The following is a 13,010-nucleotide window of genomic DNA, read 5'->3' as shown; positions in this document are numbered from 1 at the left end:
GCGTCGCGCGCTCCGCGGGAAAACCGCAGCTACCGCGCCGCACCGCCCTCCCCGGCCCTCACACCAGTTCACAGCGATCGAAAAACCGCTCCCGGCCAAGAATCATCAATGCCGCCCGTTTGTGCGGGAAGTCGAACTCCTTGTCGCAGTGGAAGCACTGATCGTGCAGGTAGCCGATCATCTTGCCGTTGTCGGCGCGCGGCTCGGCCACCACCCGCTGGGTACGCGGGTCATCGAGGAACAGGTAATGCACCAGCGCCGATAGCCAGCTGGCCACCTTGTGCGGCCCGCGATGGCGCTGCTCGCCTACCAGCATGTGGATCCCCCGGTCGTAGTCATCTGCCGGGTAGAACGGTGCGATGCGGTCCTCCTTGGCCCAGTAGGCCTCGAAGTAGGCAAACGGCTCATCATCGAAGCAGCCGATGAGCGGCAGGGTATGCGGGTCGGCCTGGAGTTTGCCGAGGTACTCGCGGTGCTGTGCCAGGGTGCCGGCCTCCTGCCAGAACGCTTCCACCCGCGGGTTGTTCTGCCAGCGGTTGAAGCGCTCCAGGTCTGTCTCGATCTCCAGCGTGCGCAGCGACACCCAGCTGCCCAGGCGCGCATCGAAACGCCGGTACACTTCGCCGCGCGGCTTGGGTGCGCGGCGCGGGTGGCGCTTGCCGTTGCTGAGCTGCATCTGCTGTGGATACGCCTCATGGCCCGACTCGCCCAGCCAGGGCTGCGGCAACTGCCAGAACAGCGCGCGCTCGCACAGGTACTGGCCTGGTTGCTCGGTGGCCAGCAGCAGGCCGCTGAGCAATGCCTGAGTGGGCACCTCCGGCAGGTGCCAGGCCAGGCGCTGGCAAGCGCTGTCGCGGGACAACAACCAATAGCAGGCAGCCCATAACGCCTGCTCGGGGCGCTGCGGGCACATGCGTTCGGGGTAAAGCTGCAAGGGTGCGCCTGCCTCCAGGCGCACGCGGATCAACGGGCGGCCTTCTAGGGACAGGCTCAGCCAGCTGCTCCCCTCCTCGGCACTGAGGCTGCGCCAGCACGGCGCGAAATGGGGCTGCGAAGCGGCATCGAACGGCATGGGCTTGGCTCACGGCAATGAAGAAAAAGGCTCACTGCTGAAAACGTTGCCAACTGGCGGGAATTTAGTCGCGCGTGGGGACCAGCGTGATGCGGTAGGGCTCGAAGATCCGCGCCAGTTCGCCGCTGTCGCGAAGGCCGCGCAGCAGCGTCGCGAACGACTGCCCGCCGATCGGTGCGCCAGGGCGCAGCAAGGCATAGTGGTGGTAGACCTGGTCAATCCGCTGTGAAGACACCAGCTGCTCACGGCTGGCCGGGTTGCGCGCGAGGAAATCGCTGAGGTAGGAACGCGTGACCAGGGCAATGTCGGCACGCCCGGCCTGCACCATCAACAGGTTGCTGTCATGCGAATAGGTCAGGGTCGCGTTGTAGACCTTGCGCAGGTAGTCCGGGTCCGAATTGAAACCGGCGAACGCATAGTGGTAACCGTTGAACAGCGCCAGGCGCTTGCCGCGCAGGTCGTCGAAGTAATGCTGATCACGGCCATTGGCCTGCCGGGCGACGAATACCTCGGCATCTTCCAGGCCCATGTCCACGGTCTGATGGGCAATTTGCTGCCAGCCCCATTCGGGGTTCTCGAAAATGGCCATGTCGGTGCGGCCTTGCTGGAAATCACCAAAACGCCGCTGGATGGAAGTGGGCACCAGGATGAAACGGTACTGTTGCTGCGCACGGTTCAGCGCATCGACCAGCTGCGGCAGCAGGCCCGTGTCGGCACCCTTCTCGGGGCGCACCGTATAGGGCGGGAAGTGGGCCGCGCCGACCTTGACCTCGATGGCGTCAACCGCCCAGGCAGGCGCCACCAGCCAGGACAGGGCCAGCAACAACAGGGTAGACAAGGCCTTGCGGCCTGACGTTGGAATCAAGACGGACACTCATACGGTTCATGCCTGGGTGCGCTTAAGCTAGGCGTTTTCCCGGTCGGACACAACTGCCGGTTGCGCTGCCCTTGTGCCAAACCTGGGGGCAGATTGCCAGTGGTGCCGGATGCCCACAGATTGGCTACGCTCTAGCAGGATCTGCAAGGGAGCCTGGTATGGGCCAGTGGTTGGTGATCGACCTGGAAGCCACCACCGACAAGGGTGGGTGGCCGGTCACAGAGATGGAAGTCATTGAAATTGGCGCAAGCCTGGTTACCCGCGAAGGCCGCGAAGTGGACCACTTCCAGTGCTTCGTCAAGCCCCGGCGTCGGCCGCAGCTGACCCCGTTCTGCCGCGAACTGACCCACATCAGCCAGGCCGAGGTAGACAGTGCTGCCCCCTTCCACGAGGTGTGGGCAAGCTTCGAGCGTTGGCTCGGGCACCACCGTGGGCAGCTCCAGGCCTGGGTCAGCTGGGGTGACTACGACCGCCAGCAGTTGCATCAGGAATGGCAGCTGCACGGGCTGGACAGCCTGCTGCGGACCCTGCCGCACATCAACCTCAAGCAACGCTTCGCCAAGGCCCGCCACCTGCAGCGCCCAACCGGCCTGAACGGTGCCCTGCAACTGGCCGGCATGCACTTTTGCGGGCAGCAACACCGGGCTCTGGAGGATGCACGCAATACTGCACGGCTGCTGCCCTTGACCCTGCCCGCCAACGGCACCTGAAAGCAGATGACGGGGCCTGAGGGCTTGGGCATACTGGCCAGCCCTTTTCCATCCCCTTTTCAGGAGTCGCCCATGTTCAAGGTCAACGAGTACTTCAACGGCACCGTCAAGTCGATCGCTTTTGCCGGCGAAGAAGGCCCGGCCACTGTCGGTGTGATGGCCCCGGGCGAATACGAGTTCGGTACTGCCAAGCGCGAGATCATGCACGTGGTGTCGGGTGCACTGATCGTGAAGCTGCCAGGCAGCGACAACTGGGAAACCTTCAAAGCCGGCGACAAATTCAACGTGCCGGCCGACAGCAAGTTCCAGTTGCAGGTGAAGGTGGATACCGCCTACCTGTGCGAGTACCGCGACTAAGCGTCGGCCCGTACCGGCCGCTTCGCGGGTAAACCCGCTCCCACAGGTTCACGGCAAGCTTGCGGGCCTGTGCAGTACCTGTGGGAGCGGGTTTACCCGCGAAACATCCAGCACTATTGCGACAGGAATGCCGCAACCTTCTCAGCCGCCGCCTGCAAGTGCTGCTCATGGCTGAACCCCGAAGCCTTCAGCGGTTTCAGGTCATGGTCCGCCGCCACTAGCCAGCTCACCTCGATGGCCGGCGACAGCACATAGCCTGCCACCGTCTCGCGGTTGCCCAGTGCATCCCGCTCGCCCTGCACGATCAACGTCGGCGTGTGCAATTCGGCCAGGTGCTCGACCCGTGGCTTTTCCGGCTTGCCCACGGCATGGAACGGGTAGCCCAGGCATACCAGCGCATCCACCGCCAACGCGTCGGCCACCAGGCTGGCCATGCGCCCGCCCATGGACTTGCCGCCCACGGCCAGCTTGCCCGTGACCAAAGGTCGCACCTGCTGGTACACCTCGCGCCAACATTCGAGCAGCACCTTCTGCGGGTTCGGCGGCCGCTTGCCACCCCCTACCCTGCGCTCGGCCATGTACGGGAACTCGAAGCGCACCACCGCGACCCCAAGCGCCGCCAGCCTTTGCGCCATTTCATTCATGAACCCGCTGTCCATTGGCGCCCCCGCGCCATGGGCCAGGATCAGGCAGCCCTTGTAACCGCCACTGCCCTGTAGCCGCGGGGGATCGCAGCGCAAGCCTGGGACATTTCCGACCTTCGCCCATTGATCCCCGTCAATACCGGCACTTTGCCCATTAATCATGCTTGCCTCGCTGTAAAGCCTGCCAAATAACCGTGGATGGGAACCCATACATGAACACAACCAGCAGTACCGCCTATAACTACAAGGTGGTCCGCCAATTCGCCATCATGACGGTGGTGTGGGGAATCGTCGGGATGGGGCTCGGCGTCTTCATCGCCGCCCAGCTCGCCTGGCCTTTCCTCAACTTCGACCTCCCCTGGACCAGCTTCGGCCGCCTGCGTCCCCTGCATACCAATGCGGTGATCTTCGCCTTCGGCGGCTGTGCGCTGTTCGCCACCTCCTATTATTCGGTGCAACGCACCTGCCAGACCACCCTGTTCGCACCGGGCCTGGCCGCGTTCACCTTCTGGGGCTGGCAACTGGTGATCCTGCTGGCGGCCATCAGCCTGCCGCTGGGCTACACCAGCTCCAAGGAATACGCCGAACTGGAATGGCCGATCGACATCCTGATCACCATCGTCTGGGTGAGCTACGCCATCGTGTTCTTCGGCACGCTGATGAAGCGCAACACCAAGCACATCTACGTCGGTAACTGGTTCTTCGGCGGCTTCATCCTGACCGTGGCGATGCTGCACGTGGTCAACAACCTGGAACTGCCGGTCAGCCTGACCAAGTCGTACTCGGTCTATGCCGGCGCCACCGACGCCATGGTGCAGTGGTGGTACGGCCACAACGCGGTGGGCTTCTTCCTCACTGCAGGCTTCCTGGGGATGATGTACTACTACGTGCCCAAGCAGGCCGAACGCCCGGTGTACTCCTATCGCCTGTCGATCGTGCACTTCTGGGCGCTGATCACCCTGTACATCTGGGCCGGCCCGCACCACCTGCACTACACCGCCCTGCCCGACTGGGCACAGTCGCTGGGCATGGTGATGTCGCTGATCCTGCTGGCACCGAGCTGGGGCGGCATGATCAACGGCATGATGACCCTCTCCGGCGCCTGGCACAAACTGCGCAGCGATCCGATCCTGCGCTTCCTGGTGGTGTCGTTGGCGTTCTACGGCATGTCCACCTTCGAAGGCCCGATGATGGCCATCAAGACGGTCAACGCCCTGTCCCACTACACCGACTGGACCATCGGCCACGTACACGCCGGCGCCCTCGGCTGGGTGGCAATGATCTCGATCGGTGCCCTGTACCACACCATCCCGAAAGTGTTCGGCAAGGAGCGCATGTACAGCATCGGCCTGATCAATGCGCACTTCTGGCTGGCCACCATCGGCACCGTGCTGTACATCGCCTCGATGTGGGTCAACGGTATCGCCCAGGGCCTGATGTGGCGCGCAGTCAACAGCGACGGCACGCTCACCTACTCGTTCGTGGAAACCCTGGTGGCCAGCCACCCAGGCTTCATCGTGCGCTTCGTCGGCGGTGCGATCTTCCTCAGCGGCATGTTCCTGATGGCCTGGAACACCTGGCGCACCGTGCGTTCGCCGGCGCTCGATGTCGCCCCTGCAAACGCCCAGCTGGCTTGAGGAGACCTGCCTGATGAAACATGAAGTCATCGAGAAAAACGTCGGCCTGCTGGCCCTGCTGATGGTGTTCGCCGTCAGTATCGGCGGCCTGACCCAGATCGTCCCGCTGTTCTTCCAGGACGTCACCAACAAGCCGGTGGAAGGCATGAAGCCCTACACCGCGCTGCAACTCGAAGGCCGCGACATCTACATCCGCGAAGGCTGCGTGGGCTGTCACTCGCAGATGATCCGCCCATTCCGCGCCGAAACCGAGCGCTACGGCCACTACTCGGTAGCCGGTGAAAGCGTCTGGGACCACCCGTTCCTGTGGGGCTCCAAGCGTACCGGGCCGGACCTGGCCCGGGTCGGTGGCCGCTACTCGGACGACTGGCACCGCGCCCACCTGTACAACCCGCGCAACGTGGTGCCGGAGTCGAAGATGCCGGCGTATCCGTGGCTGGTAGCGCAGCCGGTCGACAACAGCCACACCGACACCAAGATGCGCACCCTGCGCACCCTCGGCGTGCCGTACAGCGACGACGACATCGCCGGGGCCCGCGACGCAGTCAAGGGCAAGACCGAGATGGACGCCCTGGTCGCCTACCTGCAGGTGCTCGGCACCGCGATCAAGAACAAGAGGTGAGCGCGATGGAACTGGACATCGGCATGATCCGCGGCCTCGGCACCCTGGTGGTGATGATCGCCTTCATCGGCCTCACCCTGTGGGTATTCAACCGCCGCCGCGACCGTGATTTCGCCGAAGCGCGACTGCTGCCCTTCGTCGACGACCGCCTGCCCGCTGCCGGGCAGGAACCTGCTGTAAGGAGCAATGGGCAATGACCACCTTCTGGAGTACCTACATCAGCGTACTGACCATCGGCAGCCTGATCGGCCTGACCTGGCTGCTGCTCGGCACCCGCAAGGGGCAGAGCAACAGCACCACCGACCAGACCATGGGCCACAGCTTCGACGGCATCGAGGAGTACGACAACCCGCTGCCCAAGTGGTGGTTCTGGCTGTTCGTCGGCACCCTGGTGTTCTCGGTCGGCTACCTGATCCTCTACCCGGGCCTGGGCAACTGGAAGGGCATCCTGCCGGGCTATGAAAATGGCTGGACCGGGGCCAATGAATGGCAGAAGGAAATGGCCAAGGCCGACGCCAAGTTCGGCCCGATCTTCGCCAAGTACGCGGCCATGCCGGTGGAAGAAGTCGCCAAGGACCCCCAGGCATTGAAAATGGGCAGCCGCCTGTTCGCCTCCAACTGCTCGGTATGCCACGGCTCCGACGCCAAGGGCGCCTACGGCTTCCCCAACCTCACCGACCAGGACTGGCGCTGGGGTGGCGACGCGGAAACCATCAAGGCCACGATCATGAACGGCCGCCACGGCGTGATGCCGGCCTGGGCCGAAGTGATCGGCGAGCAGGGCGTGGCGGATGTGGCGGCGTTCGTGCTGGGCGACCTCGGTCAGCGCAGCCTGCCGGAAGGGGCCAAGGCCGACGCGGCCAAGGGCAAGGCTATCTTCGCCGCTAACTGCGTGGCTTGCCACGGCCCTGAAGGCAAGGGCACACCGGCCATGGGTGCGCCAGACCTGACTCACCCGCAGGCATTCATCTACGGGTCGAGCTTTGCCCAGTTGCAGCAGACCATTCGTTATGGTCGCCAGGGTCAGATGCCGGCGCAGGCTGAGATCCAGGGCAACGACAAGGTGCACCTGCTGGCGGCTTATGTGTATAGCCTGTCGCAAGACCAAGCGGCCGAAGCCGTGACCACCAAGTAAGACGCTTCGCGGGTGCACCCGCTCCCACAGGTACCACGCCACATTTGAACGTAGCGCTTGGCCTGTGGGAGCGGGTTCACCCGCGAATGGGCTGCAACGCAGCCCCTCTCCCCGCCTCTCCTCGTCTCACCTCCTCCCTTGCACCCCCTCCGAACACAACTAAGCTTGTTGCCTCAGTGGGCTTCGCTGCGAAAGCACCGAAGCAGACGCGGCGCACGGCCTGTCGCCGCCCCGACAAAAGCCTGACCGATCGATCAGAAAAATATGAAAAACGGTACACATTACAAATATTTATTTGTGTACAATCGGCCGGGCCCGATTACTGCGGGACATCAGTTGACGGGCTCGGGCACGGGTCGGCGTACCAAAGTTGCGTTGCGGTAACCACGGTGGTTATCAATACTGGCGCCGATTTTCGACCAACAAGAACATCAAAACCGTGGAACCTTAGCAATGAGCACAGCAATCAGTCCGACTGCTTATAACTACAAGGTCGTCCGCCAGTTCGCCATCATGACGGTGGTCTGGGGGATCCTTGGCATGGGCCTCGGCGTCTTCATCGCCTCGCAGCTGGTGTGGCCGCAACTGAACCTGGACCTGCCCTGGACCAGCTTCGGCCGCCTGCGCCCGCTGCACACCAACCTGGTGATCTTCGCCTTCGGGGGCTGTGCGCTGTTCGGCACCAGCTACTACGTGGTGCAGCGCACCTGCCAGACCCGGCTGATCTCCGACAGCATGGCCGCCTTCACCTTCTGGGGTTGGCAGGCAGTGATCGTCGGCGCGCTGATCACCCTGCCGATGGGCTACACCACCACCAAGGAATACGCCGAGCTCGAGTGGCCACTGGCGATCCTCCTGGCCATCGTCTGGGTCACCTACGGGCTGGTGTTCTTCGGCACCATCGTCAAGCGCAAGACCAAGCACATCTATGTCGGCAACTGGTTCTACGGCGCCTTCATCGTGGTCACCGCGATGCTGCACATCGTCAACCACATCTCGCTGCCGGTGAGCCTGTTCAAGTCGTACTCGGCCTACTCCGGCGCCACTGATGCGATGATCCAGTGGTGGTATGGCCACAACGCGGTGGGCTTCTTCCTTACCACCGGCTTCCTCGGCATGATGTACTACTTCGTGCCCAAGCAGGCCGAGCGGCCGATCTACTCGTATCGCCTGTCGATCGTGCACTTCTGGGCGCTGATCACCCTGTATATCTGGGCCGGCCCGCACCACCTGCACTACACCGCCCTGCCCGACTGGGCACAGTCGCTGGGCATGGTGATGTCGATCATCCTGCTGGCACCGAGCTGGGGCGGCATGATCAACGGCATGATGACCCTGTCCGGCGCCTGGCACAAACTGCGCACCGACCCGATCCTGCGCTTCCTGGTGGTGTCGCTGGCGTTCTACGGCATGTCCACCTTCGAAGGCCCGATGATGGCCATCAAGACCGTGAACTCGCTGTCGCACTACACCGACTGGACCATCGGCCACGTGCACGCCGGCGCCCTCGGCTGGGTGGCGATGATCTCGATCGGTGCCGTGTACCACATGATTCCGCGCCTGTATGGCCGCGAGCAGATGCACAGCGTCGGCCTGATCAATGCGCACTTCTGGCTGGCCACCATCGGTACCGTGCTGTACATCGCCTCGATGTGGGTCAACGGCATTACCCAGGGCCTGATGTGGCGCGCCATCAACGATGACGGCACCCTCACCTACTCCTTCGTCGAAGCCCTGCAGGCCAGCCACCCTGGCTATATCGTCCGCGCCCTGGGCGGTGCGTTCTTCGCCAGCGGCATGCTGCTGATGGCCTACAACGTGCTGCGTACCGTCCGTGCCGCCAACCCGGCACAGGCAGAGGAAGCCGCCAAGATCGTCGTCGTGGGAGCGCACTGATGAAGCATGAAGCCGTCGAGAAGAACATAGGCCTGCTGGCCTTCTTCATGGTCATCGCCGTGAGCGTCGGTGGCCTGACCCAGATCGTCCCGCTGTTTTTCCAGGACGTCACCAACAAACCCGTCGAAGGCATGAAGCCGCGCACCGCGCTGGAGCTTGAAGGCCGCGACATCTACATCCGCGAAGGCTGCGTGGGCTGCCACTCGCAGATGATCCGCCCGTTCCGCGCCGAAACCGAGCGCTACGGCCACTACTCGGTAGCCGGTGAAAGCGTCTGGGACCACCCGTTCCTGTGGGGCTCCAAGCGTACCGGGCCGGACCTGGCCCGGGTCGGTGGCCGCTACTCGGATGACTGGCACCGCGCGCACCTGTACAACCCGCGCAACGTGGTACCGGAATCGAAGATGCCGTCCTACCCGTGGCTGGTCGAGCACAAGCTCGACGGCAAGGACACCGCGAAGAAGATGGAAGTGCTGCGCACCCTCGGCGTGCCGTACAGCGACGCCGACATCGCCGGGGCCCGCGACGCGGTCAAGGGCAAGACCGAAATGGACGCCCTCGTCGCGTACCTGCAAGGTCTTGGCACCATCATCAAGAGCAAACGGTGACGCTGATGGATATCGGGATGATTCGCGGCCTGGGCACCGTCGTGGTGATGGTGGCGTTCGTGGGCCTGGCGCTGTGGGTGTTCAGCCCGCGGCGGAAAAAGGACTTCGACGAAGCGACCCAACTGCCCTTCGCGGATGACCCCTCAGCCTGCCGCCACGTCGAGCAAGAGCACGCAAAAGCTTCTGGGAGCAAACAACAATGACAACCTTCTGGAGTCTGTACGTTACCGTCCTGACCCTGGGCACCATCTTCTCGTTGACCTGGCTGCTGCTGTCGACCCGCAAGGGCCAGCGCGAAGAGGTGACCGACGAAACCGTCGGGCATGCCTTCGATGGCATCGAGGAATACGACAACCCGCTGCCGAAATGGTGGTTCTGGCTGTTCGTCGGCACCATCGTCTTCGCCCTCGGCTACCTGGTGCTGTACCCCGGCCTGGGCAACTGGAAAGGCATGCTGCCGGGCTACTCGTACCTGGACAACGACAAGCAGACCGAGTTTTCCAACGGCCAGCCGGGCTGGACGGGCGTGCACGAATGGGAAAAGGAAATGGCCAAGGCCGACGCCCGCTTCGGGCCGATCTTCGCCAAGTTCGCCGCCATGCCCATCGAGGAAGTGGCCAAGGACCCGCAAGCGCTGAAAATGGGCGCGCGGCTGTTCGCCTCCAACTGCTCGGTATGCCACGGCTCCGACGCCAAGGGTGCCTTCGGTTTCCCCAACCTGACCGACAACGACTGGCGCTGGGGCGGCGAGCCGGACACCATCAAGACCACCATCATGGGCGGCCGCCACGGCGTGATGCCGGCCTGGGCCGAGGTGATCGGCGACCAGGGCGTGGCTGACGTGGCGGCGTTCGTGGTCAGCAAGCTGGATGGCCGCAGCCTGCCGGAAGGCGCGAAGGCCGATGTCGAGAACGGGCAGAAGATCTTCGCCGCCAACTGCGTGGCCTGCCACGGGCCGGAAGGCAAAGGTACCCCAGCCATGGGCGCGCCGAACCTGACCCACCCACAGGCATTCATCTACGGCTCGAGCTTTGCCCAACTGCAACAGACCATCCGTTACGGTCGCCAAGGGCAGATGCCGGCCCAGGCGCAGCTGCAAGGCAATGACAAGGTGCACTTGCTGGCCGCTTATGTGTACAGCCTGTCGCACCAGGACCAGGCGCCGGCCAAGGCCGAATAAGCAGGCCCGGCCTCTTCGCGGGTAAACCCGCTCCCACAGGTACTGCACTGCCTCAGGACCTGTGCGATCCCTGTGGGAGCGGGGTTCACCCGCGAAGAGGCCGGCGAAGATACGGCATTTCTTGCAGGCAGATGACCTGGATCAATTGACACCCGCCATAACACGATTCATGCCACGAACCCAACGCGACTAAAGGTCGCAGTGCGACCCCATACTGCCATCAGCGGCGTATCATGGGCCGCAGAGCGCTAGCAGATTGCGCCAGACTGCGGCCGGCACGCATTGGCCGCGGCGTTTTTCCACTGCCGTGGGACTTGATGATGAGCAAGCAAATTCCGGTACATGACGTCACCCCGCCTGCCAGCAAAGGGAAGGACAAGGACTCCGTCGACCTGTACGCCTCCCGCGAGAAGATCTACACCCGTGCCTTCACCGGCCTGTTCCGGCGCCTGCGCATGGTCGGCGGTGCCGTGCTGTTCCTGCTGTACTTCGGTACCGTCTGGCTGAACTGGGGCGGCCACCAGGCCGTGTGGTGGAACCTGCCCGAGCGCAAGTTCTACATCTTCGGTGCCACCATCTGGCCGCAGGACTTCATCCTGCTCTCGGGCATCCTCATCGTCGCCGCCTTCGGCCTGTTCTTCATCACCGTGTTCGCCGGCCGCGTGTGGTGCGGCTACACCTGCCCGCAAAGCGTGTGGACATGGATTTTCATGTGGTGCGAAAAGGTCACCGAGGGCGACCGCAACCAGCGCATGAAGCTGGACAAGGCCCCCATGAGCGGCAACAAGTTCCTGCGCAAGCTGGCCAAGCACAGCCTGTGGCTGCTGATCGGTTTCGTCACCGGCATGACCTTCGTCGGTTATTTTTCGCCGATCCGCGAACTGGTCATCGAATTCTTCACTGGCCAGGCCGACGGCTGGGCCTACTTCTGGGTCGGTTTCTTCACCCTCGCCACCTATGGCAACGCCGGCTGGCTGCGTGAGCAGGTGTGCGTGTACATGTGCCCCTATGCGCGCTTCCAGAGCGTGATGTTCGACAAGGACACGCTGATCGTGTCCTACGACCCGCGCCGTGGCGAAACCCGCGGCCCGCGCAAGAAGGACCTCGACTACAAGGCCCATGGCCTGGGCGACTGCATCGACTGCACCATGTGCGTACAGGTCTGCCCCACCGGCATCGACATCCGTGACGGCCTGCAGATCGAGTGCATCGGCTGCGCCGCCTGCATCGATGCCTGCGACAACATCATGGACAAGATGAACTACCCGCGCGGGCTGATCAGCTACACCACCGAACACAACCTGTCCGGGCAGAAGACCCACCTGCTGCGCCCACGCCTGATCGGCTACGCGTTGGTACTGGTGGTGATGATCGTCGGCCTGGCCACCGCCTTTGCTACCCGTTCGCTGGTCGGTTTCGATGTCAGCAAGGACCGCGTGCTGTACCGCGAGAACGCCCAGGGCCGGATCGAGAACGTGTACAGCCTGAAGGTGATGAACAAGGACCAGCGCGACCATGTATACGTGCTGGACGCCGCCGGCCTGCCGGACCTCAGGCTCGAGGGCCAGCGCGAGATCCGCGTGGCGGCCGGTGATATCGTCAGCCTGCCGGTGCAACTGTCGATTGCCCCCGAGAAATTGCCCTCGACCACCAACGAAGTCACCTTCATCCTCAAGAGCGCCGATGACAGCGACGCCCAGGTTGAAGCCAAGAGCCGCTTCATCGGCCCACAGATCCGCTAAGAGAGACAACCGACAATGCCTGCCACCGCCACCAGCCCCTGGTACAAGCATCTCTGGCCCTGGATCATCATCGGCATCCTGGCCACCTCGGTGTGCCTGAGCCTGAGCATGGTCAGCATCGCCGTGCGCAACCCGGACAACCTGGTCAACGACAACTACTACGAGGCCGGCAAGGGCATCAACCGCTCGCTGGATCGTGAACTGCTGGCGCAAAAGCTGGGCTTGAAGGCCAGTGTGCACCTCGACGAGCTGACCGGCGAAGTGGAGGTGCGCCTGAGCGGCAGCAGCGACCCGCAGGGCCTGGAGCTGAACCTGATTTCGCCGACCCAGCCGGAGAAGGACCGCAAGGTGCTGCTCAATCGGGTCGAAGCCGGGCGTTATGTCGGGCAGCTGGACGACAAGGTCGACGGGCGGCGCTTCGTGGAGTTGCTCGGCAGTCAGGACGCGCAGGTGTGGCGGCTGTTCGAGGAAGAGAAGGTCGAGCATGGCGTGACCTTGCAGCTGGGCGATGAAGCGCTTCAAGGTGCCGA

Annotated in this window: 15 protein-coding genes; 12 read left to right on the top strand and 3 right to left on the bottom strand. The window is 63.5% G+C overall.

Annotated elements, in window-relative coordinates; translation table 11 throughout:
* Nucleotides 1-58: 58 nt before the first annotated feature.
* Entirely contained in the window at nt 59-1,072 is a 1,014-nt protein-coding gene (locus QSV36_RS25495) for a GNAT family N-acetyltransferase (protein ID WP_289135864.1), read from the bottom strand.
* Nucleotides 1,073-1,136: 64 nt separating this feature from the next.
* Complete coding sequence (locus QSV36_RS25490) at nt 1,137-1,937, bottom strand: substrate-binding periplasmic protein (RefSeq protein WP_289135974.1); 801 nt, start codon at nt 1,935-1,937, stop codon at nt 1,137-1,139.
* 170 nt (nt 1,938-2,107) lie between these two features.
* On the opposite strand from QSV36_RS25490, the gene QSV36_RS25485 reads away from it, so the two are divergent.
* Nucleotides 2,108-2,659, top strand: a complete 552-nt coding sequence (locus QSV36_RS25485; protein WP_289135862.1) for a 3'-5' exonuclease — start codon at nt 2,108-2,110, stop codon at nt 2,657-2,659.
* 72 nt (nt 2,660-2,731) lie between these two features.
* A complete protein-coding gene (ppnP, locus tag QSV36_RS25480; RefSeq protein WP_289135860.1) occupies nt 2,732-3,016 on the top strand; it encodes a pyrimidine/purine nucleoside phosphorylase in 285 nt (94 codons plus the stop codon).
* Between the two features lie 113 nt (nt 3,017-3,129).
* On the opposite strand, the gene QSV36_RS25475 is transcribed toward ppnP, so the two are convergent.
* On the bottom strand, nt 3,130-3,822 hold the full coding sequence (locus QSV36_RS25475) for an alpha/beta family hydrolase (RefSeq protein ID WP_289135859.1): 693 nt from the start codon (nt 3,820-3,822) through the stop codon (nt 3,130-3,132).
* A gap of 50 nt (nt 3,823-3,872) precedes the next feature.
* Between QSV36_RS25475 and ccoN (QSV36_RS25470) the strand changes: the two genes are divergently transcribed.
* From ccoN (QSV36_RS25470) to QSV36_RS25425, 10 genes are all read left to right on the top strand, one after another.
* A complete protein-coding gene (gene ccoN / locus QSV36_RS25470; RefSeq protein ID WP_186674827.1) occupies nt 3,873-5,297 on the top strand; it encodes a cytochrome-c oxidase, cbb3-type subunit I in 1,425 nt (474 codons plus the stop codon).
* 13 nt (nt 5,298-5,310) lie between these two features.
* Nucleotides 5,311-5,919, top strand: a complete 609-nt coding sequence (gene ccoO / locus QSV36_RS25465; RefSeq protein ID WP_289135857.1) for a cytochrome-c oxidase, cbb3-type subunit II — start codon at nt 5,311-5,313, stop codon at nt 5,917-5,919.
* 5 nt (nt 5,920-5,924) lie between these two features.
* Entirely contained in the window at nt 5,925-6,116 is a 192-nt protein-coding gene (locus QSV36_RS25460) for a cbb3-type cytochrome oxidase subunit 3 (protein ID WP_225778595.1), read from the top strand.
* Entirely contained in the window at nt 6,113-7,054 is a 942-nt protein-coding gene (gene ccoP / locus QSV36_RS25455) for a cytochrome-c oxidase, cbb3-type subunit III (RefSeq protein WP_289135855.1), read from the top strand. The genes QSV36_RS25460 and ccoP (QSV36_RS25455) overlap by 4 nt, the downstream gene beginning before the upstream one ends.
* 453 nt (nt 7,055-7,507) lie before the next feature.
* Complete coding sequence (gene ccoN, locus QSV36_RS25450; RefSeq protein ID WP_170030923.1) at nt 7,508-8,950, top strand: cytochrome-c oxidase, cbb3-type subunit I; 1,443 nt, start codon at nt 7,508-7,510, stop codon at nt 8,948-8,950.
* Nucleotides 8,950-9,558 carry a cytochrome-c oxidase, cbb3-type subunit II gene (gene ccoO / locus QSV36_RS25445; protein ID WP_289135854.1) on the top strand — a complete coding sequence of 203 codons (609 nt, stop codon included), beginning with the start codon at nt 8,950-8,952 and terminating at the stop codon, nt 9,556-9,558. Before ccoN (QSV36_RS25450) ends, ccoO (QSV36_RS25445) begins: the two co-directional genes overlap by 1 nt.
* 5 nt (nt 9,559-9,563) lie before the next feature.
* The gene (locus tag QSV36_RS25440; protein ID WP_289135973.1) at nt 9,564-9,761 is read left to right on the top strand and encodes a cbb3-type cytochrome oxidase subunit 3; all 198 of its coding nucleotides are present in this window, start codon (nt 9,564-9,566) and stop codon (nt 9,759-9,761) included.
* Nucleotides 9,758-10,738, top strand: a complete 981-nt coding sequence (gene ccoP / locus QSV36_RS25435; protein WP_289135853.1) for a cytochrome-c oxidase, cbb3-type subunit III — start codon at nt 9,758-9,760, stop codon at nt 10,736-10,738. Before QSV36_RS25440 ends, ccoP (QSV36_RS25435) begins: the two co-directional genes overlap by 4 nt.
* Nucleotides 10,739-11,058: 320 nt before the next feature.
* Nucleotides 11,059-12,480, top strand: a complete 1,422-nt coding sequence (gene ccoG, locus QSV36_RS25430; RefSeq protein WP_289135852.1) for a cytochrome c oxidase accessory protein CcoG — start codon at nt 11,059-11,061, stop codon at nt 12,478-12,480.
* A gap of 15 nt (nt 12,481-12,495) precedes the next feature.
* Nucleotides 12,496-13,010, top strand: a 515-nt coding sequence (locus QSV36_RS25425) for a FixH family protein (RefSeq protein ID WP_289135851.1), incomplete at its 3' end; no start/stop codon positions are given.

This window comes from Pseudomonas sp. BCRC 81390, assembly GCF_030341915.1.
GTDB lineage: Bacteria > Pseudomonadota > Gammaproteobacteria > Pseudomonadales > Pseudomonadaceae > Aquipseudomonas.
Note: the sequence above shows the minus strand (reverse complement) of the source record. Positions and strands in the feature narration are given on the sequence as shown.

Coding starts and splice junctions, on each gene's coding strand:
- ccoP (WP_289135855.1), top strand. CDS start 6,113: ATGACCACCTTCTGGAGTACCTACATCAGCGTACTGACCATCGGCAGC.
- ccoO (WP_289135854.1), top strand. CDS start 8,950: ATGAAGCATGAAGCCGTCGAGAAGAACATAGGCCTGCTGGCCTTCTTC.
- QSV36_RS25440 (WP_289135973.1), top strand. CDS start 9,564: ATGGATATCGGGATGATTCGCGGCCTGGGCACCGTCGTGGTGATGGTG.
- ppnP (WP_289135860.1), top strand. CDS start 2,732: ATGTTCAAGGTCAACGAGTACTTCAACGGCACCGTCAAGTCGATCGCT.
- ccoP (WP_289135853.1), top strand. CDS start 9,758: ATGACAACCTTCTGGAGTCTGTACGTTACCGTCCTGACCCTGGGCACC.
- ccoG (WP_289135852.1), top strand. CDS start 11,059: ATGAGCAAGCAAATTCCGGTACATGACGTCACCCCGCCTGCCAGCAAA.
- ccoO (WP_289135857.1), top strand. CDS start 5,311: ATGAAACATGAAGTCATCGAGAAAAACGTCGGCCTGCTGGCCCTGCTG.
- QSV36_RS25485 (WP_289135862.1), top strand. CDS start 2,108: ATGGGCCAGTGGTTGGTGATCGACCTGGAAGCCACCACCGACAAGGGT.
- QSV36_RS25460 (WP_225778595.1), top strand. CDS start 5,925: ATGGAACTGGACATCGGCATGATCCGCGGCCTCGGCACCCTGGTGGTG.
- QSV36_RS25495 (WP_289135864.1), bottom strand. CDS start 1,072: ATGCCGTTCGATGCCGCTTCGCAGCCCCATTTCGCGCCGTGCTGGCGC.
- ccoN (WP_186674827.1), top strand. CDS start 3,873: ATGAACACAACCAGCAGTACCGCCTATAACTACAAGGTGGTCCGCCAA.
- ccoN (WP_170030923.1), top strand. CDS start 7,508: ATGAGCACAGCAATCAGTCCGACTGCTTATAACTACAAGGTCGTCCGC.
- QSV36_RS25475 (WP_289135859.1), bottom strand. CDS start 3,822: ATGATTAATGGGCAAAGTGCCGGTATTGACGGGGATCAATGGGCGAAG.